The 14,509-nt window shown below is 62.7% G+C and carries 12 protein-coding genes and 1 pseudogene; 1 reads left to right on the forward strand and 12 read right to left on the reverse strand.

What is annotated here, in order from left to right; translation table 11 throughout:
• Positions 1 to 102 precede the first annotated feature (102 nt).
• From SB771_RS15730 to SB771_RS15745, 4 genes are all read right to left on the reverse strand, one after another.
• Positions 103 to 741: an aldolase gene (locus SB771_RS15730; protein WP_410721192.1), complete on the reverse strand. Its 639-nt coding sequence runs from the start codon at positions 739 to 741 to the stop codon at positions 103 to 105.
• Positions 741 to 2,039, reverse strand: a complete 1,299-nt coding sequence (gene otnK / locus SB771_RS15735) for a 3-oxo-tetronate kinase (RefSeq protein WP_175658768.1) — start codon at positions 2,037 to 2,039, stop codon at positions 741 to 743. Before otnK ends, SB771_RS15730 begins: the two co-directional genes overlap by 1 nt.
• 19 nt (positions 2,040 to 2,058) lie before the next feature.
• Positions 2,059 to 2,949 (reverse strand): L-threonate dehydrogenase, encoded by an 891-nt coding sequence (gene ltnD / locus SB771_RS15740; RefSeq protein WP_175658769.1) that lies wholly within the window; start codon positions 2,947 to 2,949, stop codon positions 2,059 to 2,061.
• Between the two features lie 70 nt (positions 2,950 to 3,019).
• Positions 3,020 to 3,724, reverse strand: coding sequence for a FadR/GntR family transcriptional regulator (locus tag SB771_RS15745; RefSeq protein ID WP_175658770.1), 705 nt, complete (start codon positions 3,722 to 3,724; stop codon positions 3,020 to 3,022).
• 187 nt (positions 3,725 to 3,911) lie between these two features.
• On the opposite strand from SB771_RS15745, the pseudogene SB771_RS15750 reads away from it, so the two are divergent.
• Positions 3,912 to 4,087: pseudogene (locus tag SB771_RS15750) on the forward strand (IS481 family transposase); the annotation flags it as partial.
• Between the two features lie 133 nt (positions 4,088 to 4,220).
• Here the strand turns inward: SB771_RS15750 and SB771_RS15755 are convergent.
• From SB771_RS15755 to SB771_RS15790, 8 genes are read right to left on the reverse strand one after another with little or no spacing between them, the layout of a single operon-like run.
• A complete protein-coding gene (locus SB771_RS15755) occupies positions 4,221 to 4,985 on the reverse strand; it encodes an NAD(P)H-flavin reductase (RefSeq protein ID WP_175658771.1) in 765 nt (254 codons plus the stop codon).
• Positions 4,982 to 6,292 (reverse strand): homoserine dehydrogenase, encoded by a 1,311-nt coding sequence (locus SB771_RS15760; protein WP_175658772.1) that lies wholly within the window; start codon positions 6,290 to 6,292, stop codon positions 4,982 to 4,984. The genes SB771_RS15755 and SB771_RS15760 overlap by 4 nt, the downstream gene beginning before the upstream one ends.
• 41 nt (positions 6,293 to 6,333) lie before the next feature.
• The gene (locus SB771_RS15765) at positions 6,334 to 7,155 is read right to left on the reverse strand and encodes a transporter substrate-binding domain-containing protein (RefSeq protein WP_175658773.1); all 822 of its coding nucleotides are present in this window, start codon (positions 7,153 to 7,155) and stop codon (positions 6,334 to 6,336) included.
• Positions 7,148 to 7,915 (reverse strand): thioesterase II family protein, encoded by a 768-nt coding sequence (locus SB771_RS15770; RefSeq protein WP_175658774.1) that lies wholly within the window; start codon positions 7,913 to 7,915, stop codon positions 7,148 to 7,150. Before SB771_RS15770 ends, SB771_RS15765 begins: the two co-directional genes overlap by 8 nt.
• A complete protein-coding gene (locus SB771_RS15775; RefSeq protein ID WP_175658775.1) occupies positions 7,912 to 8,442 on the reverse strand; it encodes a gamma carbonic anhydrase family protein in 531 nt (176 codons plus the stop codon). The genes SB771_RS15770 and SB771_RS15775 overlap by 4 nt, the downstream gene beginning before the upstream one ends.
• Complete coding sequence (locus SB771_RS15780) at positions 8,439 to 9,593, reverse strand: MupA/Atu3671 family FMN-dependent luciferase-like monooxygenase (protein WP_175658776.1); 1,155 nt, start codon at positions 9,591 to 9,593, stop codon at positions 8,439 to 8,441. Before SB771_RS15780 ends, SB771_RS15775 begins: the two co-directional genes overlap by 4 nt.
• Positions 9,586 to 12,600, reverse strand: coding sequence for a beta-ketoacyl synthase N-terminal-like domain-containing protein (locus SB771_RS15785; RefSeq protein ID WP_175658777.1), 3,015 nt, complete (start codon positions 12,598 to 12,600; stop codon positions 9,586 to 9,588). Before SB771_RS15785 ends, SB771_RS15780 begins: the two co-directional genes overlap by 8 nt.
• A gap of 7 nt (positions 12,601 to 12,607) precedes the next feature.
• Positions 12,608 to 14,497: a non-ribosomal peptide synthetase gene (locus tag SB771_RS15790; RefSeq protein ID WP_175658778.1), complete on the reverse strand. Its 1,890-nt coding sequence runs from the start codon at positions 14,495 to 14,497 to the stop codon at positions 12,608 to 12,610.
• Positions 14,498 to 14,509 lie beyond the last annotated feature (12 nt).

A 14,509-nucleotide genomic window follows, 5' to 3' on the forward strand; every position in this document is an offset into this window, starting at 1 on the left:
CGCCGCCGGATCATGTGTGTGTGCTGAGGCAAGGGCCCGCGCACACGGCGGGCATGGGAATCGGTACGTCGTTTGCGCGTGGCCTGTGCGCGATGCGTCGCGCTACCAGCGCACGCCGAAGGCCTGGCGCAGTTCGTCGAGTGCGGCGTCGGACAGCGGCTCGGGCTTCGGATGCGTCATCAGCCATAGCCGCGCGGTTTCCTCGAGTTCCTCGAGCGCATACGACGCGTGCGACACCGACTGCCCCCACATCACCGGGCCGAGGCGCTCGAGCAGCACGCCACGCACCTGGTCGGCGAGCGCCGCGACTTCGGCCGCGACGGCCGGGTCGCCGGGGCGGCGATAGCGGATCAGCGGAATGTGGCCGACCTTCATCACGTAGTACGGCGTGATCGGCGGCAGCACGTCGGTGTCGCGCCATACGCCCGCGAGCGTCAGCGCGACGAGGTGCGTCGAATGCGTGTGGACGATGCCGTTGGCTTCCGTGTTGCGCGCGTAGATCCCGCGATGCAGCGCGAGCGTCTTCGACGGCTTGCCGCCCGATACCGGCTGGCCGTCGAGGCCGACCTTCGCGATGTCGTTCGGGTCGAGCCGGCCGAGGCACGCATCGGTCGGCGTGATCAGCCAGCCGTCGGCAAGCCGCGCGCTGATGTTGCCGGCGCTGCCGACCGCATGGCCGCGCGCATACAGGCTCGCGCCGACGACGCAGATCTCTTCGCGCAGTTTCGTTTCGTCGCGCATCATGCGGCTCCGTCGAGCGCGCGCAGCGCCTTGTCGAAAAAGTCCACCGTGCCGAAGTTGCCGGACTTCAGCGCGAGGCCGAGCGGCTGCGCGTCGATGGTGGCGGTGGCCGGCACGCCGGGGTCGATCTGCGCGCCGATCTGCAGCGACTTCACGTCGAGCGCCTGCACGACCGCGCCGGACGTTTCGCCGCCGGCGACGACGAACTTGCGCACGCCGAGCTCGCGCAGGCCGCGGGCGATCGCCGCGAGCGTGCTTTCGACGAGATGGCCGGCCGCTTCGACGCCGAGCGCCTGCTGGACGGCCTTCACTTCGTCGGGCGACGTGGTCGCATAAATCAGCACGGGTTGCGGCAGGTGCGAGCGCGCGAATGCGAGTGCGTCGTCGACGACGGGTTCGCCGCGCGACGCCGCGAGCGGATCGATCCGGAAGCTCGGACGGCTTTCGCGCCACGCGGCGACCTGCGCGTTGGTCGCCTTCGACGCGCTGCCGGCGAGCACGGCCGACAACCCGTCGATGCGCGGTAGCGAGGCCGCGTTGTCGCGCTCGGGCAGCAGCCCCGCGCGGCGGAAATTCTCCGGCAGACCGAGCGCGACGCCCGAGCCGCCCGTGACGAGCGGCAGGTTCGCGCACGCTTCGCCGAGCACGTGGAGGTCGTGGTCCGACAGTGCGTCGGCGATCGCGAAACGCATGCCGTCCGCGCGCAGCGCGTCGATGCGCGCACGTACGGCGGCCGCGCCCTGCGCGATCGTGTCGTAGCGGATCAGGCCGACCTTCGACGTCGTCTGCCGCTGCAGCACGCGCACGAGGTTGGCGTCCTTCATCGGCGTGAGCGGGTGGTGCTCCATGCCCGATTCGTTCAGGGGAACGTCGCCGACGAACAGGTGGCCGCGAAAGATCGTGCGGCCGTTCTCGGGGAACGCCGGGCACGCGATCGCGAAGCCGCCGCCGGCCGCATCGAGCAGCGCGTCGGCGACGGGCCCGATGTTGCCCGCATCGGTCGAGTCGAACGTCGAGCAGTACTTGAAGAAGAATTGTCGGCAGCCCTGCGCGCGCAGCCATGCGTAAGCGGCGAGCGATTGCGCGACGGCGTCGGCGGCGGGAATCGTGCGCGACTTCAGCGCGACGACGATCGCATCGGCGCCGACCATGGTGTCGAGCGCAGCGCCGTCGGCGGGCACGCCGATCGTCTGCACGGTACGCATGCCGCTCTTGACGAGCATGTTCGCGAGATCGGTCGCGCCGGTGAAATCGTCGGCGATGCAGCCGAGCAGGGGACGGGAAGCGGAAGCGGTCATGGCAGGAGCGTCGTTCGAATCAGCGGGCGGGCGGCAGCGTGATGCCGGGGAAAGTCTTGATCACGGCGGAATCGTCCTCGCCGCCGTGGCCGGCGCTCGACGCGCTCATGAACATCTGGTGCGCGGTGGCCGACAGCGGCAGCGGGAACTTGCTGCGGCGCGCGGTATCGAGCACGAGGCCGAGATCCTTCACGAAGATGTCGACGGCCGACAGCGGCGTGTAGTCGCCGTTCAGGATGTGCGGCACGCGGTTCTCGAACATCCACGAATTGCCGGCGCTGTGCGTGATCACGTCGTACAGCGCGTCGGCGTCGACGCCTTCGCGCAGGCCGAGCGCCATCGCCTCCGCCGCCGCCGCGATATGCACGCCGGCCAGCAGCTGGTTGATGATCTTCACCTTCGAGCCAATACCGTGCGCGTCGCCGAGGCGATAGACCTTGGCGGCCATCGCGGCGAGCACGTCGTCGCAGCCCGCATACGCGGCGGCGGGGCCCGACGTCATCATCGTCATCTCGCCCGACGCCGCGCGCGCGGCGCCGCCGGACACCGGGGCGTCGAGCATCTGCAGGCCCGCGGCCTCGATGCGCGCGCCGAGCGCAACCGCGAAGTCGGGTGCGACGGTCGCGCTCGCGATTACGACACCGCCCGGCTTCATCGCCGCGACCGCGCCGTGCTCGCCGAACAGCACCGTTTCAGTCTGCGCGGCATTGACGACGAGCGTGACGACGACGTCGCACTGCGCGCCGAGTTCGGCCGGGCTCGCGCAGGCCACGCCGCCTTCGGCCGCGAACGTCTGCAGCACGGTGTCGCGCACGTCGCATGCGTGCACGCGGAACCCCGCGCGCAGCAGCGAGCGGGCGACGCCCAGGCCCATTGCGCCGAGGCCGATGACTCCAACATTTCGTGACATGGTCAACCTTGATCGATTCGGGAAGAGGTTCGGGACGGTGGCGGCGCCCGGTCGGGCACCGCCGCCGGCTTCAGCAGATGCCGGCTTCCGCGAGACGGCGCGCGGCGTTGTACATGTGCGTGCGTGCCGCGTTGCGCGCCGCCATCGGGTCGCGCGCGCGGATCGCGTCGGCGATCGCCGCGTGTTCCTCGCGCACCTGCCGCGAGAAATCCTCGCGCGTCGCTTCGTTGCGCCGCGTGACCTTCACGCCGGCCTCGAGGTACTGGTTCAGGAACTGCAGCGTCTTCAGGAAATACGGGTTGCCGGTGACGGCCGCGATCGTGCGGTGGAACGCAACGTCTTCCGCGACGCCGTCGCGCCCGTCGGCCGCCGCAGCGTCGATCTTGCGCAGCGCGTCGTCGATGTCGGCCATGTCGTCGGCGGTGTGGTGCAGCGCGGCTTCGGCCGCGACTTCAGCCTCGATCGCGCGGCGCACCGCGAGCAGGTGCGGCAGCGAGCTGGCCTCGACGGCTTCCGCGTAGTCGATCCGCAGCGGCCGGATCGCGCCGTGCTGGTTCACGTACACGCCGCTGCCCTGGCGCGGCTCGACCACGCCTTCGTTCTTCAGCCGCGAGATCGCCTCGCGGATCACCGTGCGGCTCACGCCGAATTCCTGCGCGAGGACGGCTTCCGTCGGCAACTTGCCGCTGGCCGAGAAACTGCCGGCTTCGATCTGCTTGAGCAGCTGCTGCGCGACGTGGTCGCTCATCGCACGGGCGGGAATTTTCTCGAACATGGCGCTCTGGTTTGTAAGGTGATGTGGTCATCATACAAATTTGGACGAGCATCAGCATCCGGAATAACCCTCAATCAACGATCCGCGAACGTCGGGCAAGTTGATTGGAATCGGTTCCAATTAGAGGGGAACGTGCGGCGATCGTGCGGGTTTGGCGATCTGGGCGAATCATGCTGGTCGCGCCGGTGCCGTGGTGCGAGAGCGGGCCTACGCAGGGACATACCAGAGCTCAACTCATCGCAGCGAAGCATTGGCGAGTCGGCAAAATGCTACAACTGGCATCGGGCATATAGCGCCATCGCCGGCGTTGCGCCAATGGCCCGACTTCCCGCGTCGAGAACGGACCTCTTGACGCTTCACAACTGTGTGATTCAGGGACATAGTTTCACCTCAGTTGAAGCGCTCGCCCGAAACCTCGCCGGATTGCATTTCGTCGTCTTCGTCACTTTGCAGCACACTCATGGCGTTCCATATTTTTGAAAGTGCATAACACGCGCTAGCAAAAGAACTGCGACGACGGCAAGCCACATAGATCGGCCAAATCGGTGCGCGCGGCCTGCACGAGTTCTGGCGACCCGCACACATACACGTCGCACTTGCGCAAATCCGGGAAGTCGTCCATGACCGCTCGATGCACGAGGCCTGTGCGCGTTTCGTTCACCTGTCCGGGTTGCACGTCGCTCAGCACCGGCACGTAGCGGAGCTGCGGAAGCGCGTCACCTTGCTCGAACAACCACTGTTCGAGGTAGAGGTCGTCGGCTGACCGGCCGCCCCAGTAGAGATGGAGCGGGCGTCGCTCGCCCACCGCAACGAGTTCCTCGATGATCGCCTTGAATGGCCCGAAGCCGGTGCCGCCGGCAACGAAGATCGCCTCCGTACGGTCGCACTGCGAATTGCGATGGAACCGGAAATCGCCGAATGGTCCCTCAATCCACAACACCGCCCGCGCTATGACAGAGTCAAGCACGCTGTCTACGAAACGCCCCGTCCCTTGCAGGCGCACATGCAATTCGACAATGCCGTCATAGCTGCAGCGGTTTGCAATCGAAAAACTGCGACGAGCGCCGTCTTCCCGGATCAGGTCAATGTACTGGCCGGGCCGCCACGCGAAGGCTGGGTCAGCGAGTTCGAGCCAGATGCGGCGAATCTCGGACGACGTGGCTTCGACGCGCGCGACACGGCATGTCACCTTGCTCGCATTCTGTACCGTCGCTTCCGCAATCTCGCTACCGTTCGCCGACGTACGCAGGGAGTTGCTCATACCGTCACTTCCGTGGGCTCGTCAAGCACCGGATAAACTACCACTTCGTAATCGCGCCCCGTGAGTCGTTGCAGCGTCGGCACAATGCTCCGCAGTCTGCGCCACGAAACCGCGTGCGTCACCGCGACGACATCGGTGACCGCGCCGACGCCGTCGTTCTGGCACAGCCTGCTCAACGAAATATCCGCGCCAGCGAGGATCGCGCTGACGTTCGTCAGCACGCCGACCGCATCCTCGAAACGCATGCGCAGATAGAACCGGCTGCTGCGGTCGTCCGTATGCATGGTTTCCTTGCGCTCGATTGTGGTGCGCCGAAAGCCCATGTTGAACGCGCTGGCATATTCGCCATCCTTTTCGCGCCGTGCAAGTTCGATCAAGTCGGCGAGGATTGCGCTTGCCGTCTGCACGCCGCCCGCGCCCGAACCGTAGAAAAACGCGCGGCCGAACAAATCGCCGACCAGTTCGATGCCGTTCATTGAGCTACGGACCTGCGCCAGCATAGAGCTTGCGGGGACAAGTGTGGGCGCGACGCTGGTGTAAATACAGTTGTCCTGCAGTTGCGCCTGTGCGATCAGCCGCAGTGCGTAGCCCATCTCATTCGCGAGGTCAATATCTTCACGCGCGATGTCGGTGATGCCGCGATATTGCACGGCCGCGAAATCGACCGGAACACCGAATGCCAGCGACGACAGCAAGGCGATCTTGTGCGCGGCGTCAATGCCTTCAATGTCCATCGACGGATCGGCTTCGGCATAACCTTTCTTTTGCGCGTCGGCGAGCGCATCAGAGAAGCTCGTGCCGTTCTCGCTCATTCGTGACAGGATGTAGTTCGACGTGCCATTGAGAATGCCCACGACCGAGGTCACGCGATTCGCCGCAGCGGATTCCTTCAGTGTCCTCACGATGGGAATCGATACCGCCACCGCGCCTTCGAACAACACGCATACGCGCCGCTGCTCGGCGAGCTGCATGATTTCCTCGCCGTGCATCGCGAGCAGAGCCTTGTTGGCCGTGATGACATGCTTGCCATTGGCAATCGCGCGCAGCACGAGTTCACGTGCTACCTCCACGCCACCGATCAGTTCGATCACTACGTCGATGCGCGAATCGTTCACCACCTCCCAGCAGTCGGCGGAAATCTCACAACCTTGCGGTACGTGCCCGGCAGCCCGCGCCACGGAACGCGTGGCGACTGCCACAATGTCGATTTCGGTGCTCGTCTTCGCGGCGATCACTTCGCGGTTCTCGATGAACTTGTGCACGGTAGCCGCGGCTACCGTGCCGAATCCCAGTACTCCAACTTTCATATGCTTCCCAACGCTTCTGAATGACAGTATTTATCCGGCGCTCAACGTGCCGCCGCAGCCTGTGGCCGCACCATTTGACGCAACGCTTCAGACATCGGCAAATCGAGGCTGAAGCCCAGATCGGGCAGTTCGCGCATGAACCACGCTTCGTATAGCCGCGCGAAGCCGGGGCTGTGAGTGAATGCGTCCAGTTCTTCGTCGATCAGCGTTCGGAAGGCTGCGTCGTCCTTGCGCATCAGGAAGCCGTAGCACTCACCGCCAAGGCAATTGGGCAGAAGCTGCTGCCCGGCGGATCCTGAGCGCGCCAGCAGCGATCGAAGAATCACTTCGTCGGCCACCATCGCGTGCGTTCGGTGATCGGTGCGGAAGCGCTCGAACGCGGAAAAAATATCCGGGCACCCCACGAACGTGAAGCGGAACGGCAGCGACGATTCCGCGAGCAAAGCAGCATGGCTCGTCGAAGACTGGATCCCAGTGACAACGATCATGCCAGACGACGCCAACTGCAGGGTGACCGTCGAACCTCTCGTGAGGATACGGTGCGCCGTATGGAAGATCGGTCGGCTGAACGACGCGCTCTTCTGGCGCTCCGCGGTAATCGTCGTGGAGCCGCATTCGATATCGATGAATCCACGCTCGAGAAGATCAAGTCGGTTCGCCGACGTCACCTCCACGGGTATCACATCGACGCGGCCCAGCCCGAGCCGGCGGCGAATCCTTTCCAGTACCTGCTTGAAAAGCGCTACCGAGTAGCCGGTGGGCGCGAAGCCATCTCCGAGCGCGTAGGAGAAAGGTGGCGTGTGCCGTTGAAATCCGACATGTATCGTGCCGCGTTCGAGTTTATCCAAAGCGGACTCAGGCATGCGCGTGGTCCTTGATCAGTTTTTGCATTGATGCCAGCAGTTCGGTCTGAGCGCTCATTTGATACAGATGGCCTCCCGGCATTTCGGTCAACGTGAATGCGGCCGACGTGTAATGACGCCAGAGCATCATCAGCTCTCGCGTCACGAGACTGTCGCGCGCGCCGTGGAAGCAATGAAGATCCACTGGCAACGCAACGGCGGGCGTAAATGGAAAAGCCCTCAGCCAGGCAAGGTCCGCTGCGAGCGTGATTCGAAAGAGCGCCAGTAACTCGGCGTTTTCAAGCTCGGCGGGAAAGTGCTCGCCCATGCGGTCGAACCATGCATGTAATGCGGATGAACTGGTGTCGGTCAGTGAGTCCGATGTGTGCGGCGATCCCGCCGAGAGGATTACGACCGGCGTCACGCCGTGGTCGTTCCAGAGCCTACTTGCAACGGACCACGCCACGCGCGCGCCCATGCTGTGGCCGAATAGGAAGAGCCGTCGCGCGTTCGACCGCGCCAGCTCAACAGCAATCTGCCCGGACACATCGTGAAGCGATTGCGTCAACGGCTCGCTCAAACGGTCTTCCCGGCCAGGCAACTGGACCAGCGCCACGCTCGCGACATGCGCCAGTTTTTGCGGCCAGCCGGCGAATGCTGAGACGCCGGCGCCCGCGTGGGGAAAGCATACGAGCAGGTCGGGCGTGTCGGGCCATGGCGAAAGGTAATGCCGAAGAAGGCGGGTATCGCTGAACATACGTGCTTTGTCGGGGGGAGTCATGCGCCTTCCGTCAGCACCGACTCCCGTCGGTAAAGAGCGGCCAGCTCTTGATACTCGACCGCCGTATCCTTCAGATTACGGATGTCGCTATCGCTGAGGTTGATCAGCACCCTGGCGGGACTGCCGGCAATCATCGAACCCGAGGCGTAAGCCGGACCCGCGCTGAGCAACGCGCCCGCCGTCACGAGACACGAGTCGCCTACACGCACGCCGTTCAGCAAGATCGCGCCGATCCCGATCACGCTATACGTACCGACGGTGCAGCCGTGCAGTACGGCACAATGACCAACGGTGACACCCTCGCCGATCACGAGCGGAAAGCCAGGGTCCGCATGCAGTACCGCGCGCTCCTGGACATTGCTGGCCGCGCCGATGACGATCCGCTCCTTGTCCCCCCGAATGATGACACCAGGCCAGATGCTCACGTTCGGTCCGATCTGTACGTCGCCGATAATCACAGCGTCTTCGAAGACCCAGGCGTCGGGGTGAATTTGCGGACTGACGCCGTTGAAGCTATAGGTTTTCATCGTTCGGTTCCTATCAACATGGCCAGCATCCGCAGACTTTTGAGGACCTCCTCCTTCCGCACGCCGAAATCGACCAGGCAGGCAATTTCATCGACCCCCATCGCCTTGAAGTCGCGCAATATCTTTTCCGCATGCGTCGGATCACCGATTAGCGAACTCGTGTCGATATAGCGCGAGAAGACCATTTCGACAAAGTCGTCTTTGTCCTTGCCCAGTGCGTTTAACGTGCTGGCCTTCTGGTCGCTGCCGTTGTTCGCGGTCTGGTGCTGTGTCACGAACGACTTCAGATATTCCGTCAGAGCGGGGCGCACGAGTTCCACCGCCTTGTCGAAGGTATCGTCCACATAGGTGTGCAACATCAACGAGATCACGCCGTCTTCCGGCTTGAGTCCGACCGACTCGCGCGCCTCGCGGTAGATGCGGATTCGTTTTGCGAGCTCGTTCGGGCCAAAATTGATCAACGCAGAAAGTACGTTGAAGTTGTTCTCGCCTGCAAAGCGCCACGCGTCCTCCTTCTGAGACGTAGTCAGCCAGAGCGGTAGAACCGGTTGCACCGGGCGCGGGTAGCTGACGATCGTCTGGCGATCGCCGTTGGCGTCCTGCTTTTCGATCGCTTCGCCGCGCCACAGTTGCTGAAGCTGATCGCGGTACGCGTTTAGCACATTCGAACGTGACGCAAAGTTCTCCGGCTTCAACACGAAGTCTCGAACGTGCCATCCCGGCGCCACCGCAAGATCCACCCGGCCCTGCGACAGGTTATCAACCACTGCCCATTCCTCCGCGACGCGAATCGGGTCGTGCAAGGGCAGATTAATGCTGCCCGCGCGCAGACGCACGTTTTTCGTACGGGTCGCGAGAGCGGCGGCAAGAATAGACGGATTCGGATACGCGCCGCCGACCTCGGTGAAGTGGCGCTCAGGGGTCCAGATCGCCTTGAAACCGTTGGCATCGACGAACTCCGCGACTTCGAGCAGCAGATCGTACGGCGAGCATCCCGCGCTGATGCCCGAGAAGAAAATGATTCCGAGATCGGGTAGCACGTCCGGCTTGCGCGACATGGTGATGCTCGACGACGCGCCCGGTTCGAATCCGCGCAATTTTTCGCGCAGCAGGGTAACCTGCTCGGGAGTAAGGCTGGCGACTTCAGACATTTTCGGCTTCCAGCAAACGGTTCGCGACGTGTCGCGACAACTCGGCAATCGAGCTGCTTTCGTAGAAGCCGCGCAACGGAATGTCAATACAGAACGTCTCACGCAAGCGGTTAATCAACTGAATCGCGAGCAATGAATTGCCACCGAGTTCGAAGAACGACAACTGGCGATCAATTTTGTCCACCCCGAGATACGTTATGTAGATCTCGGCGATCATGTCTTCCACAGGGTTGTCGGTAGACGCCGAGTCTGCCAACTTTTCCCGTTCTGCAGCGCGCGTTGCTGCCGCCAGATCGGATGCTGTTTCCACGTTCGTCACTTCAGACGCAGTGGCCGCGAGCGGCCGCGAGCCGCGACGCGCGAAACCGATCACGGGCTCCACCCAATGCCGCGTTCTATCGAAAGGATAGACCGGCAACGCGACCTTGCGCCGGCCCTTCACGAACGATTCGATTGCGATCCGGTTCGAGGCAGTCCAGTAGAACGCGATCACGTTCAGGAACGACGCGTACTCTTCGTCGATGCCGCCCAGAGCCTGCACGATGCTCGTCCCGCTTTCGGGTAGGTTCAGTTTCAGCAGATTGCTGATCGCGTAGCCGTGTCCAATCGCGATATAGCGAACCACGTCCATGTCAACGAGGGTCTGCGTTGACTTGGCAAACTGCACTGTGCGCACCAGATGATCGGACCAATAGTTCGGATTCTTGTATTCGTACTCGGTGAGCACGCTACCCGTCACGTTGGAGACGATCGGAATGCGTGCATCGCCGAACGGAATGTCTTTCATGAACGAGTGGAATTCGGCCGCCGCGTCGGCCATCATTGGCGAATGGAATGCGTGAGACGTCGCGAGACGATGCGCGCTGCGCCCTTGCGCGCGCAGCACTTCGATCGCCGTCTCGATGTGGGCGGCCGTTCCCGATACGACGTACTGGCTAGGTGCATTGTGCGCCGCCAGCGCGATCTCGCGATCGTTCAGGAGGCGTTCGAGGCCTGTCAGGCTATCCACCACGATCATACAGCCGGGTTCACAAGCCGCCATGCATTGCGCTCGCTTCACGATCACCGCAGCTGCGGTCGACAAGTCGAACACGCCGGCGATGGCAGCCGCCACTAGTTCACCGAGACTGTGCCCCAGCACCACGTTCGGCACCGCGCCCACCCCGATCAAGGTTTCTGCGAGTGCGTACTCAACGGCGAATAGCAGCGGCTGGGTCAACTCCGTGCGCGTGATCACCGCCTCGCTGACCGGGTTCCACAGATGAGAGGCGAGATCGAGACCCTGCTCGCGGGCGAATACATCGAGCACGCGATCCAGGTTTTCCCGAAACGACGTCGATTCCTTTGCTAGCGCGGCACCCATCTGGATATGCTGGGTGCCCTGGCCTGCGAACACGAATGCAACCGGCTCGCGCTCCCGGCTGAGATGACGGTGATAGCGGCCCGCTTCCAACGACGCTAGCGCCTCCTTTGCGTTACGCGCGACGAACGCAATGCGTTCGGACAGCAGCGGCCGTCCGAAGTAGGCCGTGTGCGCCGCGTCGGCGAATGAGACAGCAGGCACGGTCGGAACGCCGGCAAAGAAGCGGCGATACTCTGCCATGAGGTTGTTTAATGCGCTCTCGGATTTTGCCGACAACGTGAAGATTCGGTACTGACCGTCTTCCACACTGTCCTGAATCGGCAGCGCTTCACGGTTCTGAAGAATGACGTGACTGTTCGTGCCGCCCATGCCAAATGCGCTCACCGCGACAAACTGATCGCCCGAGGTATCGAGTTTGCGATGCTGGTTCACCACATGGAAACGCGAGTCCGCAAGACCGAGGTGTGCATTGACTTCGCTTGCGTACAGGGTCGCTGGAATCAGCTTGTGTTTCAGGATCAGCGCGGCCTTGATCAACCCGATCACGCCGGCCGCAATGTTGAAGTGGCCGAAGTTGCCCTTCAGCGAGCCGATGCCGCACGATTTGCCGGTTTCACCATATGCCTGGCGGATGGCTTCCACTTCGATCGGATCGCCGAGCGCAGTACCCGTGCCGTGTGCCTCGACGTATTGCATGTCAGCAGGATCGATACCCGACACCATGATCGCGTCGCGCAACACTTCCACCTGCCCCGCCACGCTAGGCGCGGTGAATCCGACCTTGGTCGCGCCGTCGTTGTTGATGGCGGATGCCCGGATCACGGCTACGATGTCGTCGCCGTCCTGCACCGCATCGCTCAAGCGCTTCAGCAGGACGAGGCCGAGGCCGTTGGTGAATATGGTGCCGTTCGCGTTGGCCGAGAACGGGCGGCAGTTGCCGTCCGGCGACAGCACCCCGTCTTCCTGATACGGATAACCGGTCTCCTGCGGAAAGCGCACGCAGACCGCGCCTGCAATCGCGGTGTCGCACTCGTTGAGCAGCAGGCTCTGGCATGCCGAGTGAACGGAGACTAGTCCGGTCGAACAGGACGTCTGCACATTCACGCTGGGGCCTTTCAGATTCAGCTTGTAGGAGACGCGCGTCGCGAGAAAATCCTTGTCGTTGCCGTGCCGAATCACCATTTCGCCGAGCGTGTCCAGCAGGTCGTCGCGCTCCAGAATCCCGAACAGATACGAGCTGAACGACGACCCGGCGAACACGCCAATGCGCCCGTCATAACGCGCCGGGTCGATGTTGGCGCGATTGAGCAGCGTGAGGGACGACTCCAGCATCAGACGTTGCTGCACGTCGAGCACGTCCGCCTCACGTGCACCGATTTCGAAGTAGCCGGCATCGAAGAGATCGATATCCTTCAGCAGGCCGGCTCGCTTCACATATCCGGGCTTGCTGAAGACCGCTTCGGGCACGCCGGCAAGACGCAGTTGCTCGTCGTCGAGATCGGTGAGGGTGCATTTTTCGTCCAGCAGAAGTTTCCAGAGCGCGTCGACACTGTCGGCCTGCGGGACGCGACATTCCATCGCCACGATTGCGATCGCACTCACGTCGCTTGTTTCAACATCGCTTCTAAGGTCTTTGTTGTCCATATCGGTCTCACATATTCCTTGCCGCGGTTCGCGCCGCAATAATTCGATTTCTGCTCATAACACGTGCGTCGGAGCGGCTGGCCGGGCATTCGATCGCGCCACCTTCGCCTTGCAATAGCGCGGCGATCATCCGGCTCTGCGTCTCGATCGTCGTGTCGCGGAACAGACGAACCAACGGAATGTTGAGAGAGAAATGCTTTTCGATTCTTTCGTGAAGCGCGACGATCAACAGCGAATTGCCGCCGGCGTCGAAGAAGTTGAGAGTCGGATGCAGTCCCGAATACGCAAGAATTTCCGACCAGATTGCCTCGACCTGCTCGGCGGTCGAGTGCGGCTGTTCGAGCAGGCGAACCGGCGCGACCGACGTAGGGCGATTGGCGAACTCCGTCAACGACTTGCGGTCCGTCTTGCCGTTCGGCAAACGCGGCAACGCATCGCGGAAATGTAGTTGAGACGGGATCATCACGTCGGGCAGACGCTCGCGCAGATACGCGAGGAACGTCTCTTCGCTACGCTCCTCCGATTCGATGAAAGCGACGATCGATTTCGTGAAGCGGCCCTGCCGCGCACACACGAACGCGTCGCGTACGCTCGGATGCGATGCGATCACCGACTTCACTTCGAGCAGGTCGATGCGCACTCCGTTGATCTTGATCTGATCGTCCTTGCGGCCAAGAATTTCGATCTCGCCTTTGGAATTACGCCGGCCGAGGTCGCCGGTCCGATAGATCGGCAGGTTCGTCAATTCGGGGAGTAACCCTTCCAGGAAGGTTGGAACGAGCTCCGAGCCTATTAGGTAACCCTGTGAGCGATATGGTGTGGCAATGCAGATTTCGCCCGTTTCACCCTGCTCGCAAAGATGGCCGTCCTCCGCGGTAATGTAGGTCATCGAACCGGGTAGATTCAGTCCTACCGACTGGATACCGTCTGCCACGTCGGCACCGATCCGCTTGAAATGCTTCGCCAGCGTCGTCTCGGTCGGGCCATACAGATTGACGATCGTGCACTGCGGAAACGCGTCGCGCCACTTCCGGATGAGCGCGCCTTCCAGTGGCTCGCCGGCAAAGAAGGCATGCTTCAGCGTGTCGATCGCAGTGACCGGTGTATGCGTGTTGATCCACAGATTCGCGATGGACGGCACGAGATGCATCGCTGTGATTGCGCTGTCGCGCAGGAACGCAAAAACGGATTCCGCGCGCGCTTCGGACGTGGGAATGCATATGGTCGCGCCGCTGATCAACGGCGTGAAAACATCGCGGAACCACACGTCAAACGAGAGATTCGTGAAGTGCGCGAGGCGGTCCCCAGGCCCGATCCCGAACTCTTTGCTCTGCCAGTCGACGAAATGCGCGAGGCCGTTGTGACTGCCGGCGATCGCCTTCGGCCGGCCGGTCGAACCAGATGTGAAGGCGATGTAGGCGCGGTCGCCAGGGAAGCTTCGCTCAGCGTCACCGTGTGCGCTTTCAGGCTCGTTCCAGTTCTGTATTGCTTCGCGCACGTCGAGCGCTAGCACGCCTCGTAGTTCGAACGGCGTTCCCCAATGAAGGAGGGCGCCGACCGAGACCGTGGTCAACATCAAGCGCCGACGCTCCTCGGGGATCGACGCATCGATCATCGTTACTGTCGCGCCAATCGACCATGCTGCAAGCGTGCTGGCAATCGCGTGCGCGGATCGCTGCCCGTGAATCGCCACGACCTGGCTTTCCCCGACGCCGTGCGCAAGCAACAGTGCCCCGATGGCGCTCACCTGATCCAGCAGATGCGCGTAGGTGATTTTTTGTTCGCCGCATTCAATCGCGATGTGTTCCGGATGTTGCGTACACGAGCGGCGAAACAGGACGTATACAGGATCGAAAGACTGCCGCGGCGGATCGAATCTGATTTGGCTGCTTGACATGGCCGGGTCCGA

This window comes from Burkholderia sp. SIMBA_051 (genome assembly GCF_046534915.1).
In the GTDB taxonomy this organism is placed as follows: Bacteria; Pseudomonadota; Gammaproteobacteria; order Burkholderiales; family Burkholderiaceae; genus Burkholderia; species Burkholderia ambifaria.

What these genes read in the sequence shown, in the direction of transcription:
- SB771_RS15730 (WP_410721192.1), bottom strand. Translation starts at nt 741, where the DNA reads ATGCGCGACGAAACGAAACTGCGCGAAGAGATCTGCGTCGTCGGCGCG.
- otnK (WP_175658768.1), bottom strand. Translation starts at nt 2,039, where the DNA reads ATGACCGCTTCCGCTTCCCGTCCCCTGCTCGGCTGCATCGCCGACGAT.
- ltnD (WP_175658769.1), bottom strand. Translation starts at nt 2,949, where the DNA reads ATGTCACGAAATGTTGGAGTCATCGGCCTCGGCGCAATGGGCCTGGGC.
- SB771_RS15745 (WP_175658770.1), bottom strand. Translation starts at nt 3,724, where the DNA reads ATGTTCGAGAAAATTCCCGCCCGTGCGATGAGCGACCACGTCGCGCAG.
- SB771_RS15755 (WP_175658771.1), bottom strand. Translation starts at nt 4,985, where the DNA reads ATGAGCAACTCCCTGCGTACGTCGGCGAACGGTAGCGAGATTGCGGAA.
- SB771_RS15760 (WP_175658772.1), bottom strand. Translation starts at nt 6,292, where the DNA reads ATGAAAGTTGGAGTACTGGGATTCGGCACGGTAGCCGCGGCTACCGTG.
- SB771_RS15765 (WP_175658773.1), bottom strand. Translation starts at nt 7,155, where the DNA reads ATGCCTGAGTCCGCTTTGGATAAACTCGAACGCGGCACGATACATGTC.
- SB771_RS15770 (WP_175658774.1), bottom strand. Translation starts at nt 7,915, where the DNA reads ATGACTCCCCCCGACAAAGCACGTATGTTCAGCGATACCCGCCTTCTT.
- SB771_RS15775 (WP_175658775.1), bottom strand. Translation starts at nt 8,442, where the DNA reads ATGAAAACCTATAGCTTCAACGGCGTCAGTCCGCAAATTCACCCCGAC.
- SB771_RS15780 (WP_175658776.1), bottom strand. Translation starts at nt 9,593, where the DNA reads ATGTCTGAAGTCGCCAGCCTTACTCCCGAGCAGGTTACCCTGCTGCGC.
- SB771_RS15785 (WP_175658777.1), bottom strand. Translation starts at nt 12,600, where the DNA reads ATGGACAACAAAGACCTTAGAAGCGATGTTGAAACAAGCGACGTGAGT.
- SB771_RS15790 (WP_175658778.1), bottom strand. Translation starts at nt 14,497, where the DNA reads ATGTCAAGCAGCCAAATCAGATTCGATCCGCCGCGGCAGTCTTTCGAT.